At 73.0% G+C, this 14,672-nt stretch carries 13 protein-coding genes; 6 read left to right on the forward strand and 7 right to left on the reverse strand.

All coding sequences use genetic code 11. The annotated features are described in order from the left end of the window. Positions 1-32 precede the first annotated feature (32 nt). Positions 33-851, forward strand: coding sequence for an SAM-dependent methyltransferase (locus tag OG392_RS30645; RefSeq protein ID WP_329284798.1), 819 nt, complete (start codon positions 33-35; stop codon positions 849-851). 100 nt (positions 852-951) lie between these two features. Here OG392_RS30645 and OG392_RS30650 read toward each other — a convergent pair whose 3' ends face one another. Beyond that, on the reverse strand, positions 952-2,838 hold the full coding sequence (locus OG392_RS30650) for a M64 family metallopeptidase (protein WP_329284801.1): 1,887 nt from the start codon (positions 2,836-2,838) through the stop codon (positions 952-954). A gap of 91 nt (positions 2,839-2,929) precedes the next feature. Beyond that, positions 2,930-4,273, reverse strand: coding sequence for a 6-phospho-beta-glucosidase (locus tag OG392_RS30655; protein ID WP_329284803.1), 1,344 nt, complete (start codon positions 4,271-4,273; stop codon positions 2,930-2,932). A 147-nt stretch (positions 4,274-4,420) separates the two neighbouring features. On the opposite strand from OG392_RS30655, the gene OG392_RS30660 reads away from it, so the two are divergent. Then, on the forward strand, positions 4,421-4,870 hold the full coding sequence (locus OG392_RS30660) for a YchJ family protein (protein WP_329284805.1): 450 nt from the start codon (positions 4,421-4,423) through the stop codon (positions 4,868-4,870). Between the two features lie 98 nt (positions 4,871-4,968). Here OG392_RS30660 and OG392_RS30665 read toward each other — a convergent pair whose 3' ends face one another. The 3 genes from OG392_RS30665 to OG392_RS30675 all read right to left on the reverse strand — a co-directional run bounded on the left by OG392_RS30665 (position 4,969) and on the right by OG392_RS30675 (position 8,836). Continuing rightward, positions 4,969-7,083: an MDR family MFS transporter gene (locus OG392_RS30665; RefSeq protein ID WP_329284808.1), complete on the reverse strand. Its 2,115-nt coding sequence runs from the start codon at positions 7,081-7,083 to the stop codon at positions 4,969-4,971. An 87-nt stretch (positions 7,084-7,170) separates the two neighbouring features. Further along, positions 7,171-7,422, reverse strand: coding sequence for a hypothetical protein (locus OG392_RS30670; protein ID WP_443054939.1), 252 nt, complete (start codon positions 7,420-7,422; stop codon positions 7,171-7,173). A gap of 355 nt (positions 7,423-7,777) precedes the next feature. After that, complete coding sequence (locus OG392_RS30675; RefSeq protein WP_329284810.1) at positions 7,778-8,836, reverse strand: ATP-dependent DNA ligase; 1,059 nt, start codon at positions 8,834-8,836, stop codon at positions 7,778-7,780. A gap of 52 nt (positions 8,837-8,888) precedes the next feature. Here OG392_RS30675 and ligD point away from each other — a divergent pair, with 52 nt between their 5' ends. Both ligD and OG392_RS30685 read left to right on the forward strand, forming a co-directional pair. Then, a complete protein-coding gene (gene ligD, locus OG392_RS30680) occupies positions 8,889-9,932 on the forward strand; it encodes a non-homologous end-joining DNA ligase (protein ID WP_329284812.1) in 1,044 nt (347 codons plus the stop codon). Between the two features lie 226 nt (positions 9,933-10,158). Then, a complete protein-coding gene (locus tag OG392_RS30685; RefSeq protein WP_329284814.1) occupies positions 10,159-11,046 on the forward strand; it encodes an alpha/beta hydrolase in 888 nt (295 codons plus the stop codon). Positions 11,047-11,106: 60 nt separating this feature from the next. On the opposite strand, the gene OG392_RS30690 is transcribed toward OG392_RS30685, so the two are convergent. Next, positions 11,107-11,793, reverse strand: a complete 687-nt coding sequence (locus OG392_RS30690) for a TetR/AcrR family transcriptional regulator (protein WP_329284816.1) — start codon at positions 11,791-11,793, stop codon at positions 11,107-11,109. A 140-nt stretch (positions 11,794-11,933) separates the two neighbouring features. After that, entirely contained in the window at positions 11,934-12,728 is a 795-nt protein-coding gene (locus OG392_RS30695) for an IclR family transcriptional regulator (protein WP_329284818.1), read from the reverse strand. Positions 12,729-12,928: 200 nt separating this feature from the next. Between OG392_RS30695 and OG392_RS30700 the strand changes: the two genes are divergently transcribed. Together OG392_RS30700 and OG392_RS30705 are read left to right on the forward strand one after the other, a co-directional pair. Continuing rightward, entirely contained in the window at positions 12,929-13,066 is a 138-nt protein-coding gene (locus OG392_RS30700) for a putative leader peptide (protein WP_329284820.1), read from the forward strand. Positions 13,067-13,623: 557 nt separating this feature from the next. Next, positions 13,624-14,649 (forward strand): ABC transporter substrate-binding protein, encoded by a 1,026-nt coding sequence (locus tag OG392_RS30705; RefSeq protein ID WP_329284821.1) that lies wholly within the window; start codon positions 13,624-13,626, stop codon positions 14,647-14,649. The last annotated feature ends 23 nt before the right edge of the window (positions 14,650-14,672 follow it).

Here is a 14,672-nt window from a genome sequence, read left to right on the forward strand (position 1 = left end):
GTGCCACTCGTTCATCCCGACCAGGAGCGCCGATGACCCAGGACCCCGCATCCACGCGCGGTGAGATACGGATCGACACCAGCACGCCGCATCCGGCGCGCATGTACGACTGGTTCCTGGGCGGCAAGGACAATTACCCGGTCGACGAGGCGATGGCACGCCAGCTGCTCACCGTCGACGCCCGCGGCCGGGACATGGCCCGGGTCAACCGGGCCTTCATGCACCGCGCCATCCGCTGGCTCAGCGCCCACGGCGTCCGCCAGTACCTGGACATCGGTACGGGCATCCCGACCGAGCCGAACCTGCACCAGATCGCGCAGCAGGCCGCGCCGGAGTCCCGCATCGTCTACTGCGACAACGACCCGATCGTGCTCGCGCACGCGGCCGCCCTGCTGCGCTCGACCCCACAGGGGGCCACCGAGTACATCCAGGCGGACGCCCGCGAACCCGAGATCATCCTCGAAAGGGCCGGAAAGGTCCTTGATTTCGATCAGCCCATCGCGCTGTCGATGCTCGCCCTCCTGCACTTCGTGGGGGACGAGGACAACGCGTACGACCTGGTCGGCAAGCTCGTGGACCAGCTCGCGCCGGGCAGCTACCTGGTGCTCTCGCATGTCACCGGGGACTTCAACCCCGAGGGCGCGGCGGAGGCGGTCGCCATGTACAAGGCGCGCGGGCTGACCCTGCGGCCGCGCTCGCGGGACGAGCTCGCCGCGTTCTTCGACGGCATGGAGTTCGTCGAGCCCGGCGTCTCGCTCACCGCCGAATGGCACCCGGAGCTGGGCGAGCCGGTCCCGGTACCGGGCGACGAGCCCATCCCGGGATGGGCCGCGGTGGCCCGCAAGCTCTGACCGGCCGGCACTGGCCGGACCGTACGGGAGGAGGCCCCGCCGACATGGTCGGCGGGGCCTCCTCCCGTTGCGGGCTCTCCCCGGTGTGGTGTGCGCGGTGCTACGGCTTCACCAGCGTCACGAGGAACTCGCCGGTCCGGCCGGTGTTGCCGGCCGCGTCGATCGTGCGGTACTCGATCCTGTGGGTGCCGTGGTCGGGGGTCGCGTCGTCCCAGGGCACCGCACGGCTCCGCCCCAGCTTCCCGTACACGAGGTCGTCGATCACCGTGCCGGCCGGCGAGAAGCGGAACGGAGCGTCCGCGTCCGTCGGCCAGCCGTAGTACGTGTACCAGCCGTCGCCGTCGACCCGGAACTGGCTCACCACCGCGCCCTGCTGGTCGTCCCGCGCGGTCAGCCGCAGGGTGAACGGCCCGTCGTACACGTACTCCACGGGCCGGCCGTGCCGCCCCACCGTACGCAGCGGTTCCGAGAGTTCGTACGAGGCCGTCGCCGGGCGGGCGTCCACGGTCCAGCTCAACTCCTCGTCCGTGCCCGCGATACGGGCCGTGAGAGTGTGGCTGCCCGTGGCCATCGTGACCGAACGCAGGTCCAGGTCACGGTCGTTGGCGCCGGTCGCGACGGGCCGGCCGTCAAGACGCCAGCGTACGGCCGGAGTCCGGTCCACCGCGTGGGTGGTGTCCGCGTGGACGACCGAGCGGGCGCCGACGGGCGCGCCGAGGGGGGTGTGGCCGGTGAACGCGGCCCCGGTCCCGTCGCGCACGGTGGTGAGGGCCGGGTCCACCGTCCAGCCGACGGTCCGGGTGAGCGCCGCCGAGGCGCGGACCGCCGGGTCGCGGACGAAGGGCGTCGGATCGGTGACGGTCGCCGTGAGCGTGTGCGTCCCGGGGGAGAGGCGCAGGGTGCGCAGATCGACGGTGCGCGCGCCGCGGGCGGGCAGGGTCCGCCCGTCCAGGCGCCAGGTCACGGTGAGCGCGCCGCCCACCGGGTGAAGGGTGTCGACCCACACCGTCCGGTCCGCCCCGACGGGTGCGGTGTTCGGCGTGTGGTCCTGGACCAGGTTCACCTTGGCGGAGATCGCCCGGACCATCACCTCGCGCTCCACCTGGTCGAAGGCGTAACCGAGGGTCTTCATCAGGGAGTGACGGCTGGGGCGCCAGACGCCCTTCGTGCTGTACATGCCGCCCTCGTGACGGCCGATGACGCCGCCCGACTCGCTCTCCTCGCCGAGCCAGCGCCACCATTTGGCCCGCTGATCACGCATCTCGCGCTCGGTCAGGAGGGTGTGGTGGGTGGAGGAGGGCTCCGGGCCGGAGTACGTCCCGCCCGGCACGCCGCGCGCGTAGTAGTCGTACTCGTCCTGGAGGCCGCCGAGCGAATGACCTATCTCGTGCGGGGTGATGAGGGACGAGAGCGCGTTGCCGCCGGAGGCGGTGGCGTAGCCGCCGCCCGCGCCGCCGTAGGTGGAGCTGTGGGCGAGGGCGACGATCTGCCGGTTGGCGCCGCTCGTGCCCGGGACGAGATCGGCGAGCGCGGCGGCCTTGCGGCTGTCGACGGTCAGCAGCCGCCGCACGCTCTCCGGATCGCAGCCGCCCCAGAACCCCATGTCGAGCGCCGTGTCGCGGGCGGGGGCGTCCAGGCCGGGGTCGCAGTCCACCCCCGACTCGGCCGAAGGGGCCTCCACCGCCCAGACGTTGATGTACGAACGGTAGGAGGCGAACGGCTCGATGCTCCACAGGGTGTTCAGGTGCCGGTCGAGGTCCGCGCGGAACGCCGGCATCTCCGCCGCGGTGTAGCCGTCGCCCATGAAGACCAGGTTGAACCGCCGGTCCGCGGGTCCGGTGGTCTGCACGGGGACGACGGCGGGACCCTCGCCGGGCGTCGGTGTCCCGGCGGCCGCCGGCACGGTTCCCACCAGACCGGCGGCCAGCAGGCAGACCGCGACGACGCGGGCCACCTCTCGTCGAACTCCCGTGCGCTGTGAGGTCATGGGGCGCGAGCCTAGGGCGCACCCCCGTTCGCGTAAAGCTGTTCGTCGGCCGTATGCCTTCGCGACGGTTTCGCCGGTGTCGGCCGCCGTGTCAGTGCCGTAGGTACGCCAGGCCCGCGTGCTCCGCCGTGTAGCCCTCCACCAGTCGGCGGGCCACCGTCACCGAGTCGACCAGCGGATGAAGGGCGAAGGCCTTCACCGCGGTCGACCGCGAACCGCTCTCCGCCGCCGCGAGGACCTCACGCTCCACCGCCTTCACGGCCGTCACCAGGCCGACCGCGTGGTACGGCAGCGGGGACACCGACACCGGATGGGCACCGTTCGCGTCGACGAAGCACGGAACCTCGATCACCGCGTCCGCGTCGAGCGCGGCGAGGGTCGTGCCGTTGCGGACGTTGAGGATGAGCGTGGCCCGCTCGCCCCGCGCGACGGCCCGCATGAGAGCCAGCGCCACCTTCTCGTAGCCGCCCGACTCCAGGTCCTCCTCGTCGCGCTCCCCGATCCCGGCGGCCTCCCGGTTGGCCGCCATGTAGGTGGCCTCCCGGTCGGCGAGCGTGCGGTGCCAGGCCGCGAGGGCCGGGGTGTCGGGCTTGCCCATCTCCTGGTAGAAGGAGCCCTGTTGGTCGCGGAGATACGCGCCGCGCGTCCGCTCGGCCGAACGGTAGGCGTGCACGGCCTCCCGGTTGAAGTAGTAGTAGTGCAGGTACTCGTTGGGGATCGCGCCCAGCGAGCGCAGCCACTCAGGGCCGAAGAGCCTGCCCTCCTCGAAGGAGCCGAGCGCCTCCTCGTCGGCGAGCAGCCGCGGCAGCTCGTCCCGGCCGTCGATCCGCAGCCCCCGCAGCCAGCCCAGGTGGTTGAGCCCCACGTAGTCGATCCACGCCGTGTCAGGGTCGGCGCCCAGGACGCGGGCGACCCGGCGGCCCAGGCCCACGGGGGAGTCGCAGATGCCGACGACGCGGTCGCCGAGGATCCGTGCCATCGCCTCCGTGACCAGGCCCGCCGGGTTGGTGAAGTTGATGACCCACGCGTCCGGGGCGAGCGCGGCGATCCTGCGGGCGATGTGCACGGCGACGGGCACGGTCCGCAGCCCGTACGCGATGCCGCCGGCGCCCACCGTCTCCTGGCCGAGCACGCCCTCGGCGAGTGCGATCCGCTCGTCCGCGGCCCGGCCCTCCAGACCGCCGACGCGGATCGCGGAGAACACGAAGTCGGCCCCGCGCAGCGCCTCGTCGAGATCCGTCGTCGCCGTGACACCGGGCGCGTCCGGCACCCCCTCGCCCTGCTCCGCCAGGACCCTGGCGATGGCCGAGAGCCGCCCTTCGTCGAGGTCGTACAGGGTGACGTGGGTGACCCGCCCCTCGGCGTGGTCTCCGAGGAGAGCGCCGTACACCAGCGGCACCCGGAACCCGCCGCCTCCGAGAATCGTCAGTTTCATGCTCGTACGCTACTCGGACGCCCCCTCTGAACAGCGGGATCGGACCCCGGCGTCCACACGGCCGTCCACATGCCGGGCGCCCTCTCCGCCGAAGGCTCCCGGGCGGGCGGCACCGGCGTCGCGTGTCCGGTGGGGGACAATGGCGGCATGTCCCGACGCAAGACCCGCCCCCGTACGTCCCCGGCCCGCCCGGCCGCGCCCGCCGTGACTCCGGAGTCACCCTGCCCGTGCGGTCTCGGCGCCTCGTACGGCACGTGCTGCGGCCGGTTCCACACGGGGACCGGCGGCGGCGCGCCCACCGCCGAGCTGCTCATGCGCTCCCGCTACAGCGCCTTCGTCGTCCGCGACGAGGCCTATCTGCTGCGCAGCTGGGCGCCGGAGACCCGGCCCGCAGACGTCGACTTCGACCCGGGGATGCGCTGGACCGGCCTGGAGATCGAGTCGGCCACCGCCGGCACCGCCTTCCACCAGCACGGCACCGTCACCTTCACCGCGCGCTACGTCCACGGCGGCGAGCCGGGGGAGCTGCACGAGCGGAGCCGTTTCGCCCGGCACGAGGGGGCCTGGGTGTACGTGGACGGTGACGTCGACGAGTAGAGCGGAGCGGAAGCCGGCCGGGCGTGCCCGCGGGGCCGGATCGGCTGCGCCGGGTCCCCGGCCCCCGCCGGGTCCCCGGCCCCCGCCGGGTCCCCGGGTCAGCCGCTCGTCGTCCGGCTGAGGGCGCGGCCGCCGTCGTCGGCGAGGGACCGGTCGGGGAGGCCGTTCGCCAGGTCCTCCGCGACGACCTTCTTGGCGATGGCGTCCGTCGCCACCCGCAGTTCGGGTCCGCTCGGCCGACCGCTCTCCTGCTCGACGCGGTCGGACAGCCAGTCGCCCCACGCGTGCGTGATGACGTCCGCCTCGCGCTTGCCCGCCGGGGTGTGCGAGAGCAGATGGCCGTCGCGGGTCAGGAAGCCCTCGTCGACCATGCGTTCGAAGACCGGCAGCAGCACCTCGGGCGGGACCCGCCGCCCCGCCGAGATCAGTCCCAGGCTCGCGTGGCCGACGGTCCGTGTGTAGAGCTCGACCTGCATCACCGCCCACGCGCCGGCGGTGTCGAGCCGGGTGTCGGAGGCGTCGAGGATCCGCCGTGCGGTGGCGAGGTCGATGCGGCGCATGATCCGGCCCACGGCCAGTTCCAGGTGCTGCGCGGAGTCGCCCGACGAGGTGGGCGCGGAGAAGCCCTCACCCATGTCGGGTGCGGCGGCGCGCGCCGAGTCGCGGAGCGTCACCTGCTTGAGGAAGAGCGCGACGAAGAAGCCGATGGCGGCGACCGGCACCGTCCAGAGGAAGACGGTGTGGAGGGTGTCGGCGTAGGCGTTGACGATGGGTTCCGCCACCTGTTCCGGCAGGCCGTGCACGCCGTCGGGGCTCTGTGCCGCCTGCGCGACCCCCGACGGGTCGAGGCCCAGGCTCCCCGCGACGGCCGCGGCCTCCCCGACGCCCGCCTTGAGGTTGGGCGTGAGGGAATTGACGTAGATCGTGCCGAAGACGGCGGTGCCGAAGGAGCTGCCGAGCGTCCGGAAGAAGGTGACGCCGGAGGTGGCGGTGCCGAGGTCGGCGTAGTCGACGGTGTTCTGCACGGCGATGGTGAGGACCTGCATGCACAGGCCGATGCCGACGCCGAGCACGAACATGTACAGCGACGCGAGCCAGGTGCTGGTCCCCGGTTCCATCAGCGACAGGAGATAGAGGCCGAGGCCCATCACCAGGCAGCCGACGATCGGGAAGCTCCGGTAGTGGCCCGTCTTGCTGACCACGTTGCCGGAGAAGACGGACGCGATGAGCAGACCGACGACCATGGGGAGCGTACGGATGCCGGAGACGGTCGCCGAGTCCCCGTCCACGTACTGGAGGTACGTCGGCAGGAAGGTCATCGCGCCGAGCATGGCGAAGCCGACGACGAAGCTCAGCACCGAACAGACGGTGAAGACCGGATTGGCGAACAGCCTCATGGGCAGCATGGGTTCCGCCGCGCGCGTCTCCACCCAGCAGAACAGTCCGAGCGCGATGACACCGCCGGCGAACAGACCGATGATGACGCCGGACGTCCAGGCGTACTCGTTGCCGCCCCAACTGGTCGCCAGGATCAGGGCGCTGGCTCCGGCGGCGACCAGCGCGATGCCGGCGTAGTCGATGACCGGCTTGCTCGCCGAGCGCACGGAGGGGATCGTGCGGGCGGCGGCGATCACGACCAGGATCGCGATGGGCACGTTGACGTAGAACGCCCAGCGCCAGGTGAGATGGTCGGTGAACAGACCGCCGAGCAGCGGGCCGATGACGGTGGAGACGCCGAACACGGCCCCGATGGCGCCCTGGTACTTGCCGCGTTCGCGCAGCGGGATCACATCGGCGATGAGCGCCATGGAGGTGACCATCAGGCCGCCCGCACCGATGCCCTGGAGGCCGCGCCAGACGATCAGCAGCGTCATGTTGGTGGCGAGTCCGCAGAGGAACGAGCCGGTGATGAAGACGATCGCCGAGATCTGGAAGATCACCTTGCGGCCGAAGAGATCTCCGAACTTGCCGACGAGGACGGTCGCGACCGTCTCGGCGAGCAGGTAGGCGGTGACCACCCACGACATGTGGGCGGCGCCGCCGAGGTCCGAGACGATCGTGGGCAGGGCGGTGCCGACGATCGTCTGGTCGAGCGCGGCGAGGAGGACACCCAGCATGATCGTGCCGAAGACGATGTTGCGGCGGCGGCGGTCGAGCACGGGTGGCTCGGTGGCGGCCGGGGGCGCGGGCGCTGCGTCGCTGGTCGTGGTCACTCTCGCAGCGTCACATCGGCCCCGACCGGGTGCATGCGGGGGACGGCCGAACGGGCGGACCGGAGGGGCCGGGTCCGGCCGGTTCCGTCAGCGCGTGACCGGCAGCTTCGGGTGGTGCTTGGCGAGGATCTTGTTGGCCCGGGCGAGCGCGGCGAGGGCGTGCTCCCGGTCCGCCCGGTCCTCCGCGCAGAGCGGTCCGCGGAAGCGGTACACCTCGCGCGCGGCGCAGTCCGCGTCCATCTCGGCCTGGAGGACGTGCAGCGGCAGGCAGGAGCCGATCAGCGCGGCCACACGGTCGGGGATCGGGACGGGTACGAGGCGCGAGGGCGAGGTGATCACGGGTCAGTCCTAGTGGGTCCGGGAAGCGTACGGAAGGGTCTGCACTCCATACGTACCGGATCCCCGTACGGGTTCAGGCACGGCGGTGTCGCGGTGGGGAAACGACGCGGCGGCGCTCCGGAGGGTCGCCTGGGAGCCCGGTCGGGGGAGCGGGTCCGCCCGCCGGGCCCGGCCGGAGACGTTCTCGCAGGTACGGGGCCGGGTGGCCGGCGCGGGATTGTTCACCGTCCCTGCGTATCGTCCGCACGTACGGCGAACGCATGGCCGACGGGGGCCGGTCGGGGGCGGTGGAGCGCTCGCCGAATGTGAAGCATCTCACTCGCCGGATCGGCGTCTTCCGGACATCGTCCGGACACTACGTCAGGATCTCGGACAGGTCGTACGACACGGGCTCGTCCAGCTGTCCGTACCCGCAGGACTCCGGCGTCCGGTCCGGGCGCCACCGCTTGAACTGCGCCGTGTGCCGGAAGCGGTCGCCCTCCATGTGGTCGTAACCCACCTCGCAGACCCGCTCGGGCCGCAGCGCCACCCAGGACAGGTCCTTCTTCCCCGACCAGCGGCTCGGCGCCCCCGGCAGTCGCGCTCCCGCGTGTGCCGCCTCCTCCGCCCAGGCGGCCCAGGGGTGCCCGTCCGGCGGGTCCATCCGGAGCGGTTCGAGCTCCTCGATCAGCTCGGCCCGGCGCCGCGCGGTGAACGCCGCGCACACGCCGACGTGCTGGAGGGCGCCCTTGTCGTCGTGCAGGCCGAGCAGCAGCGATCCGACGATCGGTCCGCTCTTGTGGAAGCGGTAGCCGGCGACCACGACATCCGCCGTCCGCTCGTGCTTGATCTTGTACATGAGCCGGGCGTCCGGCCGGTACGGCAGGTCGAGCGGTTTGGCGATCACCCCGTCGAGGCCCGCGCCCTCGTACTGCTCGAACCACCGGGCGGCGAGTTCCGCGTCCCGGGTCGCCGGCGCCAGATGCAGCGGCGCGTCCACGCCGGAGAGCATGCGCTCCAGGGCCTCCCGGCGCCCGCTCAGCGGGGCGTCGAGCAGCGACTCGTCCCCGAGGGCCAGCAGATCGAAGGCGACGAACAGTGCAGGAGTCGTCTCGGCGAGCATGCGGACCCGGGAGTCGGCCGGGTGGATCCGCTCGCTGAGCCGGTCGAAGTCGAGGTGGCCGCCGTGCTCGATGACGATCTCGCCGTCGACCACGCAGCGCTCCGGCAGCCGGGCGGCGAGCGCCTCGACCAGCTCGGGGAAGTATCGGGTGAGCGGCTTGCCGGTGCGACTGCCGATGACGAGCTCCGGGCCGTCGCGGTGCACGATCGCGCGGAAGCCGTCCCACTTCGCCTCGTACTGCATCCCGGGCGGGATCCGCTTCACCGACTTGGCGAGCATCGGTTTCACGGGCGGCATCACCGGAAGATCCATAAGACGATTGTCCGGTATGCGGGACTTGTCGGCGAGCCCTAGGCTGACCGGCATGGCAGGCAAGGCGGCAGCGGTGGAACTGGAAGTCGGCGACCGGACCGTACGCGTGTCCAATCCGGACAAGGTGTACTTCCCTGAACCCGGCTACACCAAGCTCGACATGGTCAGTTACTACCTGGCCGTCGGCGACGGCATCACCCGCGCCCTGCGCGACCGGCCCACCACCCTGGAGCGCTACCCCGACGGGGTGACCGGCGAGTCGTTCTTCCAGAAGCGCGCGCCGAAGTACCTCCCCGACTGGATCCCGACCGCCCACATCACCTTCCCCAGCGGCCGCTCGGCCGACGAGATGTGCCCCGCCGAACCGGCGGCCGTGCTCTGGGCCGCCAACCTCGGCGCCGTCACCTTCCATCCCTGGCCGGTACGCCGGGACGACACCGACCACCCCGACGAACTCCGCATCGACCTCGACCCCCAGCCCGGCACGGACTACGCGGACGCCGTCCGGGCCGCCCACGAACTGCGCGCCGTCCTCGACGAGCACGGGCTGCGCGGCTGGCCGAAGACCTCCGGCGGGCGAGGCATCCACGTCTTCGTGCCGATCCTGCCGAACTGGACGTTCACCCAGGTCAGGCGCGCGGCCATCGCCTGCGGGCGGGAGCTGGAGCGGCGCATGCCGGACCAGGTCACCATCAGGTGGTGGAAGGAGGAGCGCGGCGAGCGGATCTTCGTCGACTACAACCAGACGGCCCGGGACCGCACGATCGCCTCCGCCTACTCCGTACGCCCGCGGCCGCACGCGCCCGTGTCGGCGCCGCTGCGGTGGGAGGAGGTCGACGACGCCGTGCCGAGGGACTTCGACATCAGGACGATGCCGGTCCGGTACGCCGAGGTGGGTGATGTCCACGCCGACATGGACGACGAACGGTTCAGCCTGGAGTCCCTGCTCGAACTGGCGCGACGGGACGAGGCGGAACACGGCCTCGGGGACCTGCCGTACCCGCCGGAGTATCCGAAGATGCCGGGCGAGCCGAAACGCGTGCAGCCGAGCCGGGCGAAGAAGGAGCCGAAGGACACCGAGGGCCCGTCGGAGTGAGCCGACACGTCGGGCGGAGCCGGCGCGCGGGACCGGGACGGCACGCCGGGCTGAGGTGCCCCGCCGGGCCGAGGTGACATCGGTGGACCGAGGTGAGGTGAGGGCGGACCGGTGCCTCCGGGTGGGTGCCGGTCCGCCCTCTCTTCGACTCTAAAACAACACGAACGATCGTGCTAGCATTTTCCCGAGGAAGCAGAACCCACAGGACGACCGAGGAGATCCCGGCATGTACCCGATGGCTCCGCTCATCCGCACCGCCCTGAACGTCAGCGCCCGCGTCGCCCCCGGAGCGGCCGGCCGCTGGGCCTTCCGTCTCTTCGTCCGCCCGCTCGGCCGGGCGCGGCCGAAACCCGAGGAAGAGGCGCTCCTCGCCGCCGCCCGCACCGGGCGCCTCCAGGTCCGCGGCAAGGACGTCGTCACCTATGCATGGGGCGACGGCCGGCGGCCCGTCCTGCTCGTGCACGGCTGGTCCTCGCGCGCCTCGCGGCTCGGCGCCTTCGCCGAAGCGCTGCTGGAACGCGGCTACAGCCCCGTCGCCTTCGACGTGCCAGGACACGGGGCATCACCGGGGCGGGACAGCAACATCGTCGAATACCGCGAGATCATCCGGCAGTTGCACGCGCGGCACGGCGACTTCGACGCCGTCGTCGCCCACTCCTTCGGCGCCCTCGCCTCCCTCTTCGCCCTGCGCGACGGTGTCCGTACGGCCCGGTTCGTCGGCATCGGCGGTGTCGGCTCCTTCGACCTGCTGGTCAAGGGCTTCCAGTCCGCTCTCGGTGTGGACGACCGGGTCCTCCGGTGCATGCGCGACCACGTCGAACGGCGGGTCGCGCCCGACGAACCCGGCATCTGGGACCGCTTCGGATCGGACCGGGCCCCCGAGGAACTCGGCGCGCCCGTACTGCTGTTCCACGACGAGGACGACGACATGGTGCCGCTCGTCCACTCGCGAGGGCTCGTGCGCGCCCATGGCGACCGGGCCCGGCTCGTGGTCACCCGGGGTCTCGGCCACCGGCGCATCCTGCGGGACCCGCGGGTCATCGGTGAGGCGGTGGAGTTCCTGACGGCGCCGGCGGGTGAGCCGTCGGAGGGGGAGCGGGTGGCCGCAGGCTGAGACGGGAGGCGGGGTGGCGCGGTCGGTCCCGTCCTCGCCCCCGCCGGTTGTCACGACCGCCTACGCGGTCGGCGTCCCGTCCGGCTCATCGGCGTCGACGCCGTCCAGGCCGTCCAGGCCTCTCGCGGTGGCCGAGGCGCGCAGCCGGGCGGTGATCCCCCGCTCGGCGCGCTCGTACACGCGCATGTCGCCGAGCAGGACGGACTGCGCGTTGGCCGCCTCCATGAGGGCGATCACCTCGAAGGCGAGCTGCTCCGCGTCCAGGTCCCCGGCGAGGTCGCCTACGGCCTGAGCCTCCGTCAGCGACCTTTCCACATAGCTGTTCCAGTCACAGCGGGCCTGGGCGACCGCGTCGTGGACGGGGCCCGTGCGGGCGTCGAACTCGGCCGAGACGGCGTAGAAGAAGCAGCCGCCGGCGAAGACCCGGTCCGAGGAGTACGCGAGCCAGTTCCGGCACAGCCCGCGCACCCGCCGCGCCCCCGGCGGCACGTCCTTCAGGGGGGTGACGACGTTCTCGGCGAAGACGGCGGCCGCGGCCCTGACGGTGGAGAGCTGCAGCTCCTCCTTCGAGCCGAAGAGGGCGAAGACACCGCTCTTGCTCAGCTGGAGCTCGGTGGCGATCCGACCCAGGGAGAGGCCGTCGAGCCCTTCGACCGAGGCGATGTCCATGGTCCGGCCGAGCACGAGCCGCCGGGTCTGGTTCCCGCGCTCGACGCGCCCGTCCGTCTTCGTCCCGGTGTCGCTCATGACCCCATCCTACTGAACGCACGACCGTGCGGATACTTCGCCGGGTGCTGTCCGACGCCCCCTTCCCGTGAGCGGCGCCCGCCACGGGCCGAGCAGTCACCCGTTGCCGGCCGTCCTCGTGCGGTGATCCACGACAGGTCCTAGCCGGTCCGCTCGCCGGGTTCCCTTCGTTCCGCCGGGGCGAGCAGCAGCACCTCGAGTGCGCGGGCGCAGGACCGGGCCTGCGCCAGGTACCAGTCGAGCCGGGCGTCGGTGATCAGCTCCGGTGTGGCCCGCACCGCGAGCGCGAAGCGCGCGTGCCCCGTCCGTTCCAGAACCGGCACGGCCACGGTCCGCACCCCATGGGCCGACTCCCCGTCGTTGAGGGCGTACCCGGCCTCCCGTACGCGGGCCAGCTCGGCCGTGAGCGCGGGAGGTTCGACGATCGTCCGCTCGGTGAACGCGTACAGCGGCGGCAGGGAGCGCGGTCCCGCCTCGCCCGCCCGGGGCCAGGCGAGCAGCACCTTGCCGAGCGCCGTGGAGTGCAGCGGCCGGCGCAGCCCCACCTTCGGGGTCACCGAGCCACCCGCGACGATCACCACGTGCGGGCCGCTGCGCAGCGCCAAGTCGGCCGTGGCACCCGTCCGTTCGGCGAGATCCGACAGCTCGGGCGCGGCCAGGTGCAGCCCCCGCTGGTGGTACGAGAGCCTTCCCAGCTCCGTCATCGCCGGGCCGAGCCGGTAGCGGGCGGTCCGGGCGTCCTGCTCCAGGAACCCCGCGCCCAGCAGGGTCCGGGCGAGGCGGTGAGCGGTGGACGTGGAGAGTCCGAGCCGGCGCGCGAGGTCGGAGGCGCTCAGGTCGGGCCCGTTGTCGTGGAAACAGTGCAGCACATCCAGTGCGCGGCGGACCGCCTGGGCGCCCGCCGGGGGTCGGGCGATGCCGGCCTCGGTCGTCATAGGGTTCGCTCCCCGTGGGTGATCGGGCTCCCACGCTCCCATATGGCGGGAGCCGAATCAGGGCCCGGACGAGGTCGGAAACACGCCGTTCATACGCAATCCCACATCGTGGGAGGCGAGTTGTCGGCGGCGGAACTTCCGTGGCAGGGTTCCGGCCAAGCCACCACAGCGGCGCCGAGCCGGAGGGAGCAGGGCCAGCCATGCACGCACGACGTACCGACCGACGCGCCGAGCGTCGCACCGAGCGATGTGGGCCCACGGCCTCTCCCGCGCCGCTCGTCCTCACCCGGCGCCGCCACATCGACCTGGCGCGCGTCGCGGGGGCCGGCTGTCGCTGACCGGTCGCGGGGCTGACGCCGTCGGCTGAACCCTTCCCCGGGAGGGCGCGCGAGCGGTGTGCCGCGCCGAGGTGGAGGGCGGGTCGACGGGGCGTCGGGCGCGAGATCCGGTCCCCGGCGCATGCCCCGTGCCGGGCGAGGACCGTTCCCACGCGAGGACGCGCTCCCGCCCCACGACAGGACGCGCTCCCGGACGGGGCCCACCTCCCTCACGGGGTCCGGCGTCCGTGCGGTCGGGGTTCCGTGCCGGGGCTCCGCTCCCGGCGCACACCGTCGCCGGTCCCGTACTGCGACGGTCCACGTCCGCCGGGTCCGGATTCCGCGCCGGCCCCGCACCTCCGTCGGCCCCGCACCTCCGTCGGCCCCGCACCTCCGTCGGCCCCGCACCTCCGTCGGCCCCGCACCTCCGTCGGCCCCGTACCTCCGTCGGGCCCGCACCCCCCCGCCTCACCCCCGTACCGCCCCACTCTCACTCCGGCGTGCCCCGGCTGTCGTGTGACGCTCCGTCGCGCCCGGTCACCGCCCCCGCCGTCCCACCTCACCCCGGGAAGCCCTCCATGACGTCTGCCCCCCTGCCCGACACGCTCTGGTTCACCCGCTGCCCCGTGCCCACCGCCACTGGCGTCGCCGCAGATCGCGGCTGGCTGGAGCGGGAGTTCGCACCCGACGGGATCGCCGTCCGTTCCCTCCAGGACGCCGAGCCCGGCGCCGACCGCGCCACCCACTTCACCCACGAACTGCCCGGACTCCTCCGAGAGGGCGGCAACGTGCCCGCGCTGTGGGCCCGTTCACGCGGTGAGCGGACCCGGCTCGTCGGGCTCACGTGGATCGAGGAGCGTCAGGTGGTGCTCGTCGCCCCAGGTTCCCCGGTGCGGGGAGCAGCCGCCCTGCGCGGGCTGCGACTCGCCCTGCCCCGGCACCCGGTCCCCATCGACTTCTGGCGGGCGATGGCCCTGCGCGGCTTCGAGGGCGTCCTCGCCTCCGCCGGGTACGGGCTCGCCGACGCGCGCCTCGTCGACGTGCCCGCCGACGGGCACCGGGGCCAGTGGGCCGCGGAGCTGGACGCACTGCGCCGGGGCGAGGTCGACGCCGTGTACGTGAAGGGCGCACTCGCCGTCGAGGCTGCCCGTCGCGCCGGCGCCGAGGTGGCCGTGGAGCTGGACGCGCTCCCGGACCCCGCCCACCGCGTGAACAACGGCACCCCCCGTCCCCTCACCGTGCACCAGGACCTCCTGGACGGGCATCCCGAGCTCGTCACCCGCTTCCTCGCCGTCCTGCTCCGCGCCGCCGACTGGGCCGCCGACGAGCCGGCCGAGGTGGCCCGGATCCTCGGTGCCGAGACCGGCGCGGGGGCCGAGGGCGTCGCCGGGGCCTACCGGCCCGGCACCCACCGCACGCTCCACCCGGACCTGTCCGACACGCGTCTCGACCTGCTGGCCCGGCAGGAGGAGGCCTTGCGAGCCCACGGATTCCTGCCCGAGGCCGTGGACGTACGCGGCTGGGCCGATCCGGAGCCGCTGCGACAGGCCCGCCTGCGGGCGGCCGCCGCCCCGGCGCGGACGTCGCCGCAGCCGGTCCCGTGACCGGGCCGCCTCGTCACCACGCC

This window comes from Streptomyces sp. NBC_00691 (assembly GCF_036226665.1).
In the GTDB taxonomy this organism is placed as follows: Bacteria; Actinomycetota; Actinomycetes; order Streptomycetales; family Streptomycetaceae; genus Streptomyces.

Bases quoted from the DNA above. Each gene is read 5' to 3' on its own strand.
- OG392_RS30650 (WP_329284801.1), bottom strand. From the start codon at position 2,838: ATGACCTCACAGCGCACGGGAGTTCGACGAGAGGTGGCCCGCGTCGTC.
- OG392_RS30675 (WP_329284810.1), bottom strand. From the start codon at position 8,836: ATGGATCTTCCGGTGATGCCGCCCGTGAAACCGATGCTCGCCAAGTCG.
- OG392_RS30645 (WP_329284798.1), top strand. From the start codon at position 33: ATGACCCAGGACCCCGCATCCACGCGCGGTGAGATACGGATCGACACC.
- OG392_RS30705 (WP_329284821.1), top strand. From the start codon at position 13,624: ATGACGTCTGCCCCCCTGCCCGACACGCTCTGGTTCACCCGCTGCCCC.
- OG392_RS30700 (WP_329284820.1), top strand. From the start codon at position 12,929: ATGCACGCACGACGTACCGACCGACGCGCCGAGCGTCGCACCGAGCGA.
- OG392_RS30660 (WP_329284805.1), top strand. From the start codon at position 4,421: ATGTCCCGACGCAAGACCCGCCCCCGTACGTCCCCGGCCCGCCCGGCC.
- OG392_RS30655 (WP_329284803.1), bottom strand. From the start codon at position 4,273: ATGAAACTGACGATTCTCGGAGGCGGCGGGTTCCGGGTGCCGCTGGTG.
- OG392_RS30685 (WP_329284814.1), top strand. From the start codon at position 10,159: ATGTACCCGATGGCTCCGCTCATCCGCACCGCCCTGAACGTCAGCGCC.
- OG392_RS30690 (WP_329284816.1), bottom strand. From the start codon at position 11,793: ATGAGCGACACCGGGACGAAGACGGACGGGCGCGTCGAGCGCGGGAAC.
- ligD (WP_329284812.1), top strand. From the start codon at position 8,889: ATGGCAGGCAAGGCGGCAGCGGTGGAACTGGAAGTCGGCGACCGGACC.
- OG392_RS30695 (WP_329284818.1), bottom strand. From the start codon at position 12,728: ATGACGACCGAGGCCGGCATCGCCCGACCCCCGGCGGGCGCCCAGGCG.